12 protein-coding genes are annotated in these 13110 nt (G+C 65.8%); 7 read left to right on the top strand and 5 right to left on the bottom strand.

Annotation, left to right across the window (positions count from 1 at the left end; all coding sequences use genetic code 11):
• Positions 1-22: 22 nt before the first annotated feature.
• On the top strand, positions 23-994 hold the full coding sequence (locus DM872_RS07490; RefSeq protein ID WP_179058870.1) for an AraC family transcriptional regulator: 972 nt from the start codon (positions 23-25) through the stop codon (positions 992-994).
• A 1-nt stretch (position 995) separates the two neighbouring features.
• Here DM872_RS07490 and DM872_RS07485 read toward each other — a convergent pair whose 3' ends face one another.
• The 5 genes from DM872_RS07485 to DM872_RS07465 all read right to left on the bottom strand — a co-directional run bounded on the left by DM872_RS07485 (position 996) and on the right by DM872_RS07465 (position 6743).
• Positions 996-2537: a DHA2 family efflux MFS transporter permease subunit gene (locus DM872_RS07485; protein WP_179058869.1), complete on the bottom strand. Its 1542-nt coding sequence runs from the start codon at positions 2535-2537 to the stop codon at positions 996-998.
• A gap of 5 nt (positions 2538-2542) precedes the next feature.
• On the bottom strand, positions 2543-3616 hold the full coding sequence (locus DM872_RS07480) for an HlyD family secretion protein (RefSeq protein ID WP_179058868.1): 1074 nt from the start codon (positions 3614-3616) through the stop codon (positions 2543-2545).
• 22 nt (positions 3617-3638) lie between these two features.
• On the bottom strand, positions 3639-4067 hold the full coding sequence (locus DM872_RS07475) for a MarR family winged helix-turn-helix transcriptional regulator (RefSeq protein ID WP_179058867.1): 429 nt from the start codon (positions 4065-4067) through the stop codon (positions 3639-3641).
• Positions 4068-4347: 280 nt separating this feature from the next.
• Complete coding sequence (locus DM872_RS07470; protein WP_179058866.1) at positions 4348-4767, bottom strand: group II truncated hemoglobin; 420 nt, start codon at positions 4765-4767, stop codon at positions 4348-4350.
• A 32-nt stretch (positions 4768-4799) separates the two neighbouring features.
• Complete coding sequence (locus DM872_RS07465; RefSeq protein ID WP_179058865.1) at positions 4800-6743, bottom strand: alkaline phosphatase D family protein; 1944 nt, start codon at positions 6741-6743, stop codon at positions 4800-4802.
• A gap of 399 nt (positions 6744-7142) precedes the next feature.
• Between DM872_RS07465 and DM872_RS07460 the strand changes: the two genes are divergently transcribed.
• The 6 genes from DM872_RS07460 (at position 7143) to DM872_RS07435 (ending at position 13092) form a co-directional block, all read left to right on the top strand.
• Complete coding sequence (locus tag DM872_RS07460; RefSeq protein ID WP_179058864.1) at positions 7143-7625, top strand: (2Fe-2S)-binding protein; 483 nt, start codon at positions 7143-7145, stop codon at positions 7623-7625.
• The gene (locus DM872_RS07455; protein WP_179058863.1) at positions 7622-9781 is read left to right on the top strand and encodes a xanthine dehydrogenase family protein molybdopterin-binding subunit; all 2160 of its coding nucleotides are present in this window, start codon (positions 7622-7624) and stop codon (positions 9779-9781) included. The genes DM872_RS07460 and DM872_RS07455 overlap by 4 nt, the downstream gene beginning before the upstream one ends.
• A 229-nt stretch (positions 9782-10010) precedes the next feature.
• Complete coding sequence (locus DM872_RS07450; protein ID WP_179058862.1) at positions 10011-10367, top strand: Zn-ribbon domain-containing OB-fold protein; 357 nt, start codon at positions 10011-10013, stop codon at positions 10365-10367.
• The gene (locus tag DM872_RS07445; RefSeq protein WP_179058861.1) at positions 10364-11509 is read left to right on the top strand and encodes a thiolase family protein; all 1146 of its coding nucleotides are present in this window, start codon (positions 10364-10366) and stop codon (positions 11507-11509) included. The genes DM872_RS07450 and DM872_RS07445 overlap by 4 nt, the downstream gene beginning before the upstream one ends.
• Position 11510: 1 nt before the next feature.
• Entirely contained in the window at positions 11511-12275 is a 765-nt protein-coding gene (locus DM872_RS07440; RefSeq protein WP_179058860.1) for an SDR family NAD(P)-dependent oxidoreductase, read from the top strand.
• A gap of 10 nt (positions 12276-12285) precedes the next feature.
• Positions 12286-13092 carry an enoyl-CoA hydratase/isomerase family protein gene (locus DM872_RS07435; protein WP_179058859.1) on the top strand — a complete coding sequence of 269 codons (807 nt, stop codon included), beginning with the start codon at positions 12286-12288 and terminating at the stop codon, positions 13090-13092.
• Positions 13093-13110 lie beyond the last annotated feature (18 nt).

The following is a 13110-nucleotide window of genomic DNA, read 5'->3' as shown; positions in this document are numbered from 1 at the left end:
ATTGCGCTGGAGGTTCGGGCTGATGGATGCACTGTCGGAAACCCTGCGCGTCGTCCACCTGGTCGGCGCCATCTTCATCAACGCACGCTTCAGCGCCCCCTGGTGCTACCAGTCACCCCGCGCCGATACGGTGGCGCCGCTGCTGGAACCGGGCGCCGAGCGCGTGGTGATCTTCCACCTGATCACCGAAGGCGAGTGCTTCGTCGAAATCGGCCGGCAGGAGCCCGTGCGTCTGTCGGCCGGTGACGCGGTGCTGTTTCCCCAGGGTGACGCCCATCGCATGACCTCCCAGCCCGGCTTGCCGCCGGCCAAGGGCGGGCGGCTGGACCAAGTGCTGGCGCGCCGACCCCGGCAACTGGCGTATGGCGGCGGTGGGGCGATCACGCGCCTGGTCTGTGGCTACCTGGCCTGCGATGCGCGATTGGCGGACATACTCCTGGCCGGTTTGCCTCCCCTGGTTCGGGTAAACGTACGGGGTTCGAGTGCCGGTCCCTGGCTGGAAGCGTCCGTGCGCTATGCACTCACGGAAGCGAAGTCACCGCGACCGGGTGGCGAGGGCGTGTTGGCCAAGCTGGCGGAAGTGCTGTTCATCGAAGTGCTGCGCCTGTACATGAACGAGCAGGCCGATGGGCGTACTGGCTGGCTGGCGGGGCTGGGGGACCGGATAGTCGGTTCGGCGCTGACGGCCCTGCACAAATGCCCGGCCCAGGCCTGGACCCTGGAGGAGCTGGCGCGCACTGCAGGCACCTCGCGATCGGTACTCGCGGAACGCTTCCAGCTTCTGGTGGGCAGCTCGCCCATGCAGTACCTCACCCAGTGGCGCATGCTCCTGGCCGCCAACCTGCTCAGCCGCAGCAATGCCCCACTGGCGCGTATCGCCGAGGACGTCGGCTACCAGACCGACACGGCCTTCAGTCGTGCCTTCCGCCGCGAGTTCGGTGCGCCGCCGGCCGCCTGGCGACGAAGCCGGGCCAGGGGCGTGGCGGCTGGCTAGCTCAGTCCATCACCGCGTGGGTCTGCGGCGCGCCGGATGTTTTCGGCGGCTTGTGCAGGAACAGCAGCAACGGCAGGGAGGCGAGGGTGACGAACATCATCAGGCGGAAGTCCTGCAGGTACGCGAGGATGGTCGCCTGGCGCGTCACGTCCAGGTTCAACGCCACCAATCCCGCCGGGCTGGACAGGTCGACTGCGCCACGTTCGGTCGCCTGGATCAGGGCCTGGTTGAAAGGCGTCATGTAGTCACTGAAGGTGGCGTGGTTGATCTGTGTGCGCTGGGCCAGGTAGCTGATCACCAGGGAAATGCCGATCCCGCTGCCAACGTTACGCATCAGGCTGAACAGCGCGGTGCCCTCGTTGCGGTAGCGCGGCGCCAGGGTGGAGAAGGTCAGGGTCGACAGCGGCACGAAGATCAGCCCCAGTCCGAAGCCCTGGACCATGCCGCTGCGGACAATGGCGAAGCTGCTGACTTGATCGGTGAACTGGGTCATTTCCCACAACGAAAAGGCAGTGAGCACCAGGCCCAGCCCGATCATTCCCCGTGGGTCGAAACGGTTGATCAAGCGGCCCACCAGCATCATTGCTGCCATGGTGCCCAGGCCGCGCGGCGCGATCAGGTTGCCCACATCCAGCACCGGGTAGCCCATCAGGTTCTGCATGAATGGCGGCAGCAGGGTCATGGTGGCGAACAGCATGATGCCGACGATGAAGATGAACATCAGGCCGATGCTGAGGTTGCGGTCGCGGAACATGGCCGGGTCGATGAAGGGTTCGCGATGGGTCAGCACGTGGACGATGAACAGATACAGACCAAGCCCCGCCAGCACCGCCTCGACGAGTATTTCGGGGCTGTGGAACCAGTCCTGGGATTCACCCCGGTCCAGCATCAGTTGCAGGGCGCCAATGGCCAGGGCGAGTAGCGCGAAGCCGAGCAGGTCGAAGCGGCGTTCCCGTTCGATGGGGGTTTCCTTGAGGAAGGCGGTCAGGCCGAACCAGGCCAGTAGGCCGAAGGGCAGGTTGATGTAGAACACCCAGCGCCAGTCGTAGTACTCGGTGAGCCAGCCACCGAGGCTGGGGCCGAGGATCGGGCCGACCATCACCCCCACGCCCCAGATGGCCATGGCCGAACCATGCTGCTCAGTCGGGTAGGTATCCAGCAGGACCGCCTGGGACAGTGGCACCAGGCTGGCGCCGAACACGCCCTGGAGCAGGCGGAACAGGACGATCTGCTCCAGGCTCTGCGCCGCGCCACAGAGCATCGAGGCGATGGTGAAGCCGACGATGGACCACATGAACAGCCGCTTGCGGCCAAAGCGCGCGGCGATGAATCCGGTCAGCGGCATGCAGATGGCGGCGGCGACTATATAGGACGTCAGCACCCAGCTGATCTGGTCCTGGGTGGTGCCCATGCTCCCCTGCATGTGAGGCAGGGCGACGTTGGCGATGGTGGTGTCCAGCGCCTGCATGATGGTGGCGAGCATCACCGACAGCGTGATCAGCCAGCGATGGTTGCCGGCGCTCCGGGCGGCTTTCGTGTTCATGGCGATCAGGGCAGCAGGCTGGCGAGGCTGCGGCGGTGGCCGGTATCGATTTCCACGACCGCGCTCAGACCGGCGCGCAGCGGAGGTAGCTTGGCGTCGGGTTGCAGGTGGATGCGCACCGGCACCCGCTGCGCCACTTTCACCCAGTTACCGGTGGCGTTCTGCGCCGGCAGCACCGAGAACTCGGAACCGGTGGCCGGGCTCAGGCTTTCCACTTCACCGTGCCAGAGGTTGTCCGGGTAGATGTCGAAGCGCACGTCTACCGCCTGACCGGGCCGTACATAGGTCAGGTCCTTCTCCGGGAAGTTGGCTTCCACCCAGAGGTTGTCGTCCACCACCAGGGTCATCGCGGTATTGCCAGCGCTGATGTACTGGCCGGGCTGCGGCACCTTGCTGATGCTGCCGGGCAGCGACGCGCGGACTTCGGAGCGTTGCAGGTCGAGGCGCGCCTGCTCCAGCTCGGCCTGGGCGCTGAGGTAGGTCGGGTGTTGCTCCACCGGCACATTCGGGCTGCCGCCGAGGTTCTCGGCGATGCGCTTGAGGTCGTGCTCGCGGGCGTCGATTTCCTGTTCGGCGATCTGGGTGGCCTGGCGCGACTCATCGAGCCTGGCCGGTGAGAGGTAGCCCTTCTGCGCAAGGTTGGCCTGGCGCTGCAGGTCCTTCTCGGCATAAGCGTGCCGGGTGCGGGCCAGGGCCAGCTCGGAAGATTTTTCCTGGTAGCTGGCTTTCAGGGCGGCGAGGTCGGTGCGTACCTGGGCCAATCGCGCTTCGGCCCTGGCAATGGCGATGCGGAAGCTCGCCGGGTCGATACGGAACAGCACCTGCCCGGCGTCCACCCGATCGTTCTCGCGAGTCAGCACCTCGGTGATGGTGCCGGACACATCGGCACTGATCGGCACTTTGTCAGCCTTGGCGTAGGCGTTGTCCGTCTCGACAAAACGACCGCCATGGAGATAGGCGGCCAGTCCAAGGCCCACGGCAAGAAGGGGAACGACGCCCATCAGCAGCAGGCGTTTGCTGCGGGGATTGCTGGCAGTCGCTGCGTCCTGTTCCGGAACGATGACCGTGTGGGTGTTCATGGCGTTGCGCTTCCTTTTGGAATCAACGGGATGAAAGGTTGCTGCGCATCTTGCGAAGGGCACTGGCGAGCGCGTCCGCTTCAGCCTCGCTGAAGCCTTGCAGTGCCACGGCGAGCATGGCGGCGCCGGCGGTGCGGATGTCGTCCAGCGCTTGGTCGGCCTGGGGGCGCAAGTAGAGCCGATAGGCGCGGCGGTCATCAGGATCGGGGCGGCGCTCCACCAGCTCGGCTTGCTCCAGTTGATCCAGCAAGCGGGCGAGGGTGATGGGCTTCACCTCCAGCTGGTCGGCCAGCTCGACCTGGCGGCAACCTTCGTTACGCGCGACATGTGCCAGCGCACGGGCCTGGGCGAGCGTGAGGCTGCTGCCGGTGATGCGTTGCTCAAAGGAGCGGCGCATCAGGCGGGAAGCATCGGTGAGGAGGAAGCCGATGCTCTCTTCGAGGCGGGGCATGATGTGGTGTCCATATAATAAGCGTTGCTTACTATATGGACGCAGCTGGTCACCCGTCAAAGACTTCAGGAAGCAGCTTTTTGTGGGGGCGACTGCGTCGCCCTTTGGCGAATGAATTCGCCCCTACAGGGATGGTCGGGGAGCCGTCAAAGACGTCAGGAGGCAGATCTTGTGGGAGCGAATTCATTCGCGAAGGGCTGCGCAGCTGCCCCATGCAGGGCCGCAGGGCGAACCTACGGTCCGCACAGCGATTGAAATCGCCCCCACAGGATTTTGCCGCTTACCCGTGCCTGGCGCGGCTCGCCTGCACCACCCGGTGGGCCGGCACTTTCAGCTGTGACAGCAGGTACTCGGCAAACTCAGGGGAGAAGGGCTGCTGGGCAATGGCGCGCTCCATGCAGCCCAGCCAGGCGCTGCTGAGGGATTCGTCGACAGGCCACTGGGCGTGGAAGGAGGGAATGGAGATGGAGCCGTACTTCTCGCTGAACAGCTTCGGGCCGCCCAGCCAGCCGCTGAGGAAGCAGGCCAGCTTGTCGCGGGATTGCTCCAGGCTGTCCGGGTGCAGGCGGCGCAGGTCGGCGGCTTCCGGCAGTTCGTCCATCAGCCGGTAGAAATCGTCCACCAGCCGTCGCAGGCCGTCTATGCCGCCAGCGGCCTGGTAGGAGGCATCGCCGGTGCCGAAGGGAAGAGTGTTACTCATGGAAGCTGACCGTCAGGAATTCCGGGCCGGCATCATACCCGCCGCGCCACCGGAAGTCCGTCCGGTTGGTCGTCTCGTTCCTCGAGGAACTCGGTGGGTTCGGCGCCATTGGCGTTGAGCTGGAAGATGCGCGCTGGGCGTCCTTCGGCATCGAAGAACACCTGCCCGAGCCCGGCGGAGTTCCACAACCGTTCACCGGCCTTGCTGTGTGCCGGCGTGCGCGGCATCACCTTCATCGGTCGCCGCTTGGTGAACCAGTTCAACGGCGAACGCGGCGAGTAGAGCCAGCGGTTGAGGCGGTCGAACACATCGAGCAGGCGCCGTGGGAACTCGTTCTTGATGCCGCTGCTGGTGATCTGCCAGATCTTCGGGCCGCCCTGGCGATGACGGATCAGCACTTCATAGACGAAGGAGTAATGCACGTCGCCGGAGAGGATCACGTAGGAGCCTGGCGTGCGCGAGTGGCGGAAGATGTTCAGGATCACCTGGGCCGCCCCCCGGTGGGCCATCCAGTTCTCCGCGTCCACCAGCAGCGGCTGGCCGAAGGCGCTGAAGACCCGCTGGACGGTCTCGATCAGCTTGACCCCGAAGACCGGCGCCGGGGAAACGATGATCGCTGACGGATGATCCAGCAGCTCCTGTTGCAGTTCGCTCAGGGCTTCCCAATCCAGCAGGCCAGATGGCCGGGAGAGGTCGATCTCGCTACGCCAGCGGCGGGTCCGGGTATCCAGCACGACCATCGCTGGCGTGGTGGGGAGCACGTATTGCCAGTGATTGAAGGTGATCATACGGTCGATCAACCCGTCCAGAACCGCGCTGTCGAGATGGTTGTCGGCGGCGGCGGTGGCAGTCAGCGCTTCGGCCTTGTCCAGGACTTCGCTGAACGCCGCGGGATCGTTGCCCCAGCCCTGGCAGAGCATGTAGGCGACCAGCGCGTTGCCGATGATGCGTTTGGAGAACGGATGGTCATAGGCAGTCAGTTCCCACTGCGCGGAGAGGTTCCAATCGTCGGTGATGTCATGGTCGTCGAAGATCATCAGCGTCGGCAGGTGGGCGAACACCCGCGCCGCCCCCGGCAGTCCCTCGCGAAAGCCCTGCAGGCGCGTTTCTTCCAGGCGGTAGCGCTCGGCTTCCTTCGGTTCCAGTGCTGGCATTTGCGGCGCCACCAGCGTCCAGGGCACCGGCGACCAGACCAGCAGGTACATGGCCAGCACCTCGGCCAGCGTCACCAGATGGTTCTCCGCATTGGCGCTGGTGAAGATGGGTTTGCGGGCGCCGCCAAAGAAACGCTCGCGCAGGGTCTCGTTGCTTTCCAGCGCGGGGAGCAGATCCGCCCGGTGGTAGTAGCAGGCGGCATGGCCGTACAGCGCCGCGCTGTCGCTGACGATCGCCCCCTCCAGCCGCTCGTCGAAGAGGCCGAGCCGCGCGATCAACTGGTGAATGGCGCGCAGCATCGGGCCGGCCACATCATCGGTGTAGACCTGGTCGCCGCTGAGCATCAGCAAGGCCGGGCGTTGCTCGGGCGCTGGATCGGCAGCCAGCAGACGGTCGGCACAGAGCAGGCCGTCGTTGGCCGGAAAGTGTGGCTTGCGGCAGGAGCCGTGGAGCAACTGGTCGATGCGCGAGCGCAGGACGAAGCTCGGCTGCGTTGCGTGCTCATGCACCAGATGCGGCGCCCACTGGCCAATGCCCTCGCCGTCGATCAACAGGTCGTAGTCGATCTGCTGATCGAGGGGCAGGGAGGTTTCCAGTCGCAGGTCGATCAGATGCAGGAACGCGTGCCGGCCAAAAGGAATCACCCGGCAGCTGTCGTCGCCCAGCGGATACTCGACACCACCCTCCACGGACAACCGCAGCACCGGCGACAACCGGCGCGAGCCGACCAGCCAGAACACCAGGCGGCGCGCTTCGATACGGCGCAGCATGGGGCCGGCGAGGACGGCGGGGAGGTTTTCCGGGTTCGGGACTGCGGACATCTGGACGATGGGCCTGTACAAAAGGGCGCAACAGGATACCGCGAGAGGCGGCGGCTGCCGAAACGGCTTGAAAAAAACTCAGTCGAGTAAGGCGTTTAAATCAATTGGCAGTTCCTGCCAGGACTCCTAGCATCCTCGAATCATTCCCGCTGGCGTCTCGGAGTCGCCAGCAGCCCAGCCCTGATGGAACGGCCTGCCCACGGAGGCAACCATGCTTCAGGTTCCGCTTGTTGGCCGGATGACATTCGAATTCCCAGGCACGCTACCCGAAGCCCATTCCGGCGCGCCCTGATCCATTCCTTTCCCTGCCTTTGCATCCGGGGCCGCCGTACCGCCCTGGCGAACCGTGCACGCCCGCGCAGACGGGCACTGTCCTGATGAACACCAACGGGAGGCAACATGGCCCTCACCCTGAAGATCAATGGCACTGAGCACAGTGTCGATGTCGACCCCGACACGCCGCTGCTCTGGGTGCTGCGTGACGTGCTGGGCATGACCGGTACCAAGTTCGGCTGCGGCATGGCCCTGTGCGGAGCCTGCACCGTGCACATGAACGGTGCGGCGGTACGCTCCTGCGTGATGCCGGTCAGCAGCATGGTCGGTGCGGAGATCACCACCATCGAAGGCGTCGGCGCAACCGATGTCGGCAAGCGCGTGCAGGAGGCCTGGCTGGCGAAGGAAGTGGTCCAGTGCGGCTACTGCCAGTCGGGACAGATCATGTCGGCCACGGCGCTGCTGGCGACCAATTCCAACCCCGGTGATGTGGAGATTGATGGCGCGATGTCCGGGAACATCTGCCGCTGCGGCACCTATCTGCGTATCCGCGAAGCCATCAAGGTTGCCGCCCAGGCACAACCTGCCAAAGGGGAGGACGCAGCATGAACGACCTCTTCCTGCCTGGCCTCAGCCGCCGGGGCTTTCTCAAGGCCAGCGCTGCCGCAGGCGGCGGCCTGCTGATCAGCTTCACCTTGCCGGGTTTGATGGGCGCTGCCGGGGCCGCCGAAGGCGACTTCAGTCCCAATGCCTACATCCGCATCGACCGCAGCGGCAAGGTGACCTTCATCATCCAGCCGGTAGAAATGGGGCAGGGCACCTATACCTCGATGCCGGCGCTGATCGCCGAGGAGCTGGAGGTGCCGCTCGAACAGGTGGTGATCGAACATGCCCCGGCCGACGACAAGCGCTACGCCAATCCCATGCTGGGCTTCCAGGTCACCGGCGGCTCCACCTCGGTACCGGCCAACTGGACGCCCCTGCGCCAGGCCGGTGCCACCGCGCGTACGCTGCTGGTGACGGCCGCGGCGCAGCAATGGTCGGTGCCGGTGGAAAGCTGCAAGGCCGAGAACGGTGCTGTCGTGCATGCCGAAAGCGGTCGCAAGCTCGGTTACGGCGAACTGGTGGATGTCGCCGCGCAGTTGCCGGTTCCGGCTGAGGTGCCACTCAAGGACCCGGCCCAGTTCAAATTGATCGGCACGCCGGCCAAGCGCACTGACGGTCCCGCCAAGGTCACGGGCAAGGCGATGTTCGGCATCGATGCCCGTCCCGAGGGGATGAAGGTTGCCGCGATCACCATCTGCCCGATCATCGGCGGCACCCTGGCCGAGGTGGACGACGCCCCGGCCCTAGCGGTCAAGGGCGTGCACAAGGTCGTGCGTACCCAGGATGCGGTGGCGGTGATCGCCGACCACATGGGGGCGGCACGCAAGGGCCTGGCGGCGCTCTCGATCAAGTGGAACGAGGGCGACAACGGCAAGGTCTCCAGTGCCACTCTGCTGGAGAACATCGCCGAAGCGTCCAAGGCGGAAGGTGTCCAGGCGCGCGTCGAAGGGGACGTGCCGGCCGCCATGGCCAAGGCGGCGAAGAAGGTCGAGGTGGTTTACCAGGTGCCGTTCCTCGCCCATGCCTGTATGGAACCGGTCAACTGCACCGCCCATGTGCGCAAGGACGGCTGCGACCTCTGGGTCGGCATCCAGGTGCCGGCGCGGGCCAAGGCGCTCGCTGCCCAGCTCACCGGCCTGCCCGAAGACAAGGTGGTCGTGCACAACCAGCTGCTGGGCGGCGGTTTCGGGCGTCGGCTGGAAACAGACTTCGTTGGGCATGCCGTGGAAGTCGCCAAGCAGGTGGATTACCCGGTGAAGGTCATCTACTCCCGTGAGGAAGACACCCGCCACAGCTCGCTTCGCCCATTTCATTACAACCACCTGGCTGCCGGCCTGGACGAGCAGGGCAGGCCCATTGCCTGGACCCACAAGGTCACCGGCGGGTCCATCATCGCGCGCTGGGCGCCGGACCGATTCAAGAACGGGGTCGACGGCGACGCTGTGCGCGATGCCTGCGGACCTTACGGTTTTCCCAATCTCGCCGTGCACTACGTGCGCCACGAACCGCCCAAGGGCATTACCCCGGCGTTCTGGCGCGGCGTGGGCCACACCCAGAACGGCTTCATGGTGGAAGGCTTCCTCGACGAACTGGCCGTCATGAACAAGGTCGATCCCTTCACCTACCGCTACCCGTTGCTGGAGAAACACCCACGTGCCGTGAAGGTGCTGGAAACCCTGCGGGAGAAATCCGCCTGGGATACACCGCTACCGGCCGGCCAGGGCCGTGGTGTCGCGCTGACCTACTGCTTCGGCACCTATGCCGCGCAGGTCGCGGAAGTGAGCGTGGATGCCGGCGGCATGGTGAAAGTGAACAAGGTCATCTGCGTGGTGGATTGCGGCATTCCCATCAACCCGGACACAGTGGTCGCGCAGATGCAGGGCGGCACGATCTTCGGGCTGACGGCGGTGTTGTTCGGCAACATCACGTTCAAGGATGGACGCGTAGAGCAGGCCAACTTCGACAGCTACCGCCTGCTGCGCCTCAACGAGGTGCCGCCCATCGAGACCCACATCATCAACAGCGGCGAATCGCCGGGCGGCCTGGGCGAGGTGTCCACCGTGGTGATCGCCCCGGCGGTGGTCAATGCCATCTTCGCCGCCACCGGCAAGCGCCTGCGCAGTCTGCCCATCGATCCAGCGCAGCTCAAGCAAGCCTGACGAGCCCTTCATCAGCCCCTCTCCCAGCGCGGAGAGGGGCTGCTTGTGCATTTCCGAACCTCCCCTGCTACTGCTGGTGCGTGCTTTCCCGGCGGGGCGCAGCACGGCTTACGCTTGCAAAAAACTCAACCAGCCGCGGTCTTTATATCGTTTGTCGGGCTCCCACCCGATGTCGACCATAGCCTCAGTCCAGAGCCGTTCACGCGGCTGAAAACAACAGGAGGTCGACATGAACCCACTGCCATCCCTATGGGGAGACGCCAGCCCCTCGCGCCTGCTTGGCTCCCGCCACATTGCCACGGGCGAACTGGTTTTCCCGGCGCTGCCCGCGCATTCGCCGCTGGCCGACCAGTACCGCACCGAGACGCTGGCCGGCGAGGGTGAGCTGTACAGCTTCACCATCATCCATCCGGCCCCCAAGAGCGGCCTGGTGCCCTTCGCCCTGGGCTACCTGGACCTCGAAGGTCCGGTTCGACTGTTCGGCCGCATCAATGGCAGCGAGCGTCCGGTGATCGGCGCCAGCTACCGCGTGGTGCCCAATCAGACCTATGGCTATCAGTTCGAATCCGTGGAGACCCGCCCATGAACCAGATGCATGTAATGGGCGGAGCCATGACCCGCTTCGGCCGTCACCAGGGTGTGATGGCGCCGGAACTGGCGCAGCAGGCGATACTCGCTGCCGTAGCTGATTCGGGACTCGCGCTGAAGGAGATCCAGGCGATCTACTGTGCCAATGTGCTCGGCGGCATGATCCTCGGCCAGGTGATCCTGCGGGACCTGGGCCTGGACGGCATCCCCGTCTACAACGTCGAGAACGCCTGCGCCAGCGGCGCCACCGCGGTGCACCTGGCGCGCCATGCGATTCTGGCCGGGCAGTACGAGCGCGTGCTGGTATTTGGCATCGAACAGCTGACCCAGTTGGGCGGTGGCACCATCCCGCTGCAGCGCAACGACGAGAAGACCGACCTCTTTGCCAAGGCCGGCATGGTGCTGCCGGCGGTCTACGCCATGCGCGCCACGCGCTTCATCCACGAGCGCGGCGCAAACCCGGCCGACCTCGCCCGCGTGGCGGTGAAGAACCGCCATCACGGCTCCCTCAACGAATACGCCCAGCAGCGCAGCGAAGTGACCCTGGAAGAGGTGCTGGGTTCGCGCATGATCGCCGACCCGCTGACCCTGCTGCAGTGCTGCCCGTCCCAGGTCGATGGCGCCGCTGCGCTGGTGCTCGGCAACAGGCCCGGCCCCCACGCCCGGGACGTGCGCGTGCTCGGTTCCATCGTCGTGTCCGGCCTGCGCGAAGGCGCCCGTGACGACATCCTCGATGCGGAGATCACCGCCCGCGCTGCGCGGCTGGCCTACGAGCAGGCCGGCGTCGATCCGCGTGACGTGGGCGTGGTGGAGCTGCACGACGCCTTCACCATTGCCGAACTTCTCTACTACGAAGCCCTGGGTCTCGCACCTCACGGTGAAGCGGTCGCGTTGTTGCATTCGGGAGCCACCGCACTCGGCGGGCGAGTGCCGGTGAACCCCAGCGGCGGCTTGCTCGCCAAGGGGCATCCGCTGGGTGCCACCGGCGTGGCGCAGATGGTCGAGCTGATGTGGCAATTGCAGGGCCGCGCCACGGGCCGTCAGGCCGACAACCCGCGCATCGGCGTTGCCCAGTGCACCGGTGGTGGCATTGCCGGCGTGGACCACGCCGCGTCGTCCGTTCATGTGCTGGGGGTGTGAAATGACTGCACAACGTTTCCATGAAGGCCAGGTGGCGGCCGTGACTGGCGCCGCCCGTGGCATTGGCCTGGGCATCACCACTCGCCTGGCGCTACAGGGCGTCACGGTCTACCTGCTGGATCGCGATGCAGCGGCCCTGCTGGACGCCGTTCAGCGGCTGCAGGAGGAGGGGTACGACGCCCACGGCATCGCCCTGGACCTCACCCAGGGGGCCGACGTCGAGGGTGCCTTCGCGAAGATGCGGGAAATATCCGGACGCCTGGACTTCCTCGTGAACAACGCCGGCGTGGTGCGGGACAAGCGCTTCCTGAAGATGACCGAAGACGACTGGGACCTGGTGGTGGATACCAACCTGCGCGCGCAGTTCCTCTGCTGCAAGGCGGCCCTGCCGTTGATGCTGGATGCGGGTTTTGGACGCATCGTCAACCTGTCCTCGCGCGCCTGGTTGGGCGGTTTCGGCCAGGCCAACTACTCCGCCGCCAAGGGCGGTGTGGTGAGCCTGACTCGCAGCCTGGCCATCGAGTTCGCGGCCAAGGGCATCACCGTCAACACCATCGCGCCCGGCATCGTCGATACGCCGCTGTTCCAGGCCTTCGAACCGGATGTGCAGGCACGCCTTAAGGACACTGTGCCGGTCAAGCGGATCGGCTCGCCGGACGACATCGCCAACGCGGTGGAGTTCTTCCTTGACCCGGCCAGTTCCTACGTCACCGGCCAGACACTCTACGTCTGCGGTGGGCGCAGCCTGTCGTCGGCCAGCGTCTGAGGAGGTCATCATGCCTGTACACATGGAAACCCAGGGGGCGATCGCGGTCATCCGCCTCGATCGCCCGGAGTCCCTCAACGCGCTGGACATCGACTCCCTGCGTGCCCTTCGTGGGCACCTGGTGGAGGTCCGGGACAACCGTGATATCTGCGCGGCGATCATCACCGGCGGGGGGGATCGTGCCTTTTGCGTCGGTGCCGATCTGAAGAGCACCCGCGCCTCCCACGCGTCCTACGCAGAGGCGCTGTTCCTCGACAAGGAACTGGCGGCCGACGACGGGCTGTACGTCCGCCTGATGGACCTTTCCGACCTCGACTTGCGCAAGCCGCTGATCGCCGCCATCAACGGGCATTGCCTCGGCGGAGGCCTGGAGCTGGCGCTGCAATGCGACCTGCGCATCGCCTCCAGCAACGCCAGCTTCGGCCTGCCGGAAGCCGTGGTGGGCTCCATACCGGCAGTGTCCGGCCTGCATCGCCTGCTCAAGGCGGTTCCCCAGGCCCATGCGATGCAGATGGCCCTGACCGGCCAGCGCATTGATGCGACCAGGGCACTTGGCATCGGGCTGGTCTCGGAACTGGTGCAAACACCTGACGCTCTGCTGCAGCGCGCCCTGGAGCTGGGTGAGCGGATTGCCGTGGCGGCGCCGCTGGCGATCCAGGCCCTGCAATCGCTGGCGCGGCAGACGGCGCACTTGTCCGATGCCGACGCCCAGCGCCTGACTGAACTTTACTGGGGCGTTCTGCGCGACACCGAAGACCGCCTGGAAGGCCGCGCGGCCTTCGCCGAGAAGCGTCCGCCGCAGTACAAGGGGCGCTAGGCGCCGGGGAGGATCACC

This window comes from Pseudomonas taiwanensis (genome assembly GCF_013393345.1).
Classification (GTDB): domain Bacteria; phylum Pseudomonadota; class Gammaproteobacteria; order Pseudomonadales; family Pseudomonadaceae; genus Metapseudomonas; species Metapseudomonas resinovorans_C.
The sequence above is the reverse complement of the archived record's forward strand: the minus strand, read 5'-3'. Positions and strand labels throughout refer to the sequence as shown.

Bases quoted from the DNA above. Each gene is read 5' to 3' on its own strand.
- DM872_RS07450 (WP_179058862.1), top strand. From the start codon at position 10,011: ATGAACCCACTGCCATCCCTATGGGGAGACGCCAGCCCCTCGCGCCTG.
- DM872_RS07470 (WP_179058866.1), bottom strand. From the start codon at position 4,767: ATGAGTAACACTCTTCCCTTCGGCACCGGCGATGCCTCCTACCAGGCC.
- DM872_RS07455 (WP_179058863.1), top strand. From the start codon at position 7,622: ATGAACGACCTCTTCCTGCCTGGCCTCAGCCGCCGGGGCTTTCTCAAG.
- DM872_RS07485 (WP_179058869.1), bottom strand. From the start codon at position 2,537: ATGAACACGAAAGCCGCCCGGAGCGCCGGCAACCATCGCTGGCTGATC.
- DM872_RS07480 (WP_179058868.1), bottom strand. From the start codon at position 3,616: ATGAACACCCACACGGTCATCGTTCCGGAACAGGACGCAGCGACTGCC.
- DM872_RS07440 (WP_179058860.1), top strand. From the start codon at position 11,511: ATGACTGCACAACGTTTCCATGAAGGCCAGGTGGCGGCCGTGACTGGC.
- DM872_RS07460 (WP_179058864.1), top strand. From the start codon at position 7,143: ATGGCCCTCACCCTGAAGATCAATGGCACTGAGCACAGTGTCGATGTC.
- DM872_RS07475 (WP_179058867.1), bottom strand. From the start codon at position 4,067: ATGCCCCGCCTCGAAGAGAGCATCGGCTTCCTCCTCACCGATGCTTCC.
- DM872_RS07465 (WP_179058865.1), bottom strand. From the start codon at position 6,743: ATGTCCGCAGTCCCGAACCCGGAAAACCTCCCCGCCGTCCTCGCCGGC.
- DM872_RS07490 (WP_179058870.1), top strand. From the start codon at position 23: ATGGATGCACTGTCGGAAACCCTGCGCGTCGTCCACCTGGTCGGCGCC.
- DM872_RS07435 (WP_179058859.1), top strand. From the start codon at position 12,286: ATGCCTGTACACATGGAAACCCAGGGGGCGATCGCGGTCATCCGCCTC.
- DM872_RS07445 (WP_179058861.1), top strand. From the start codon at position 10,364: ATGAACCAGATGCATGTAATGGGCGGAGCCATGACCCGCTTCGGCCGT.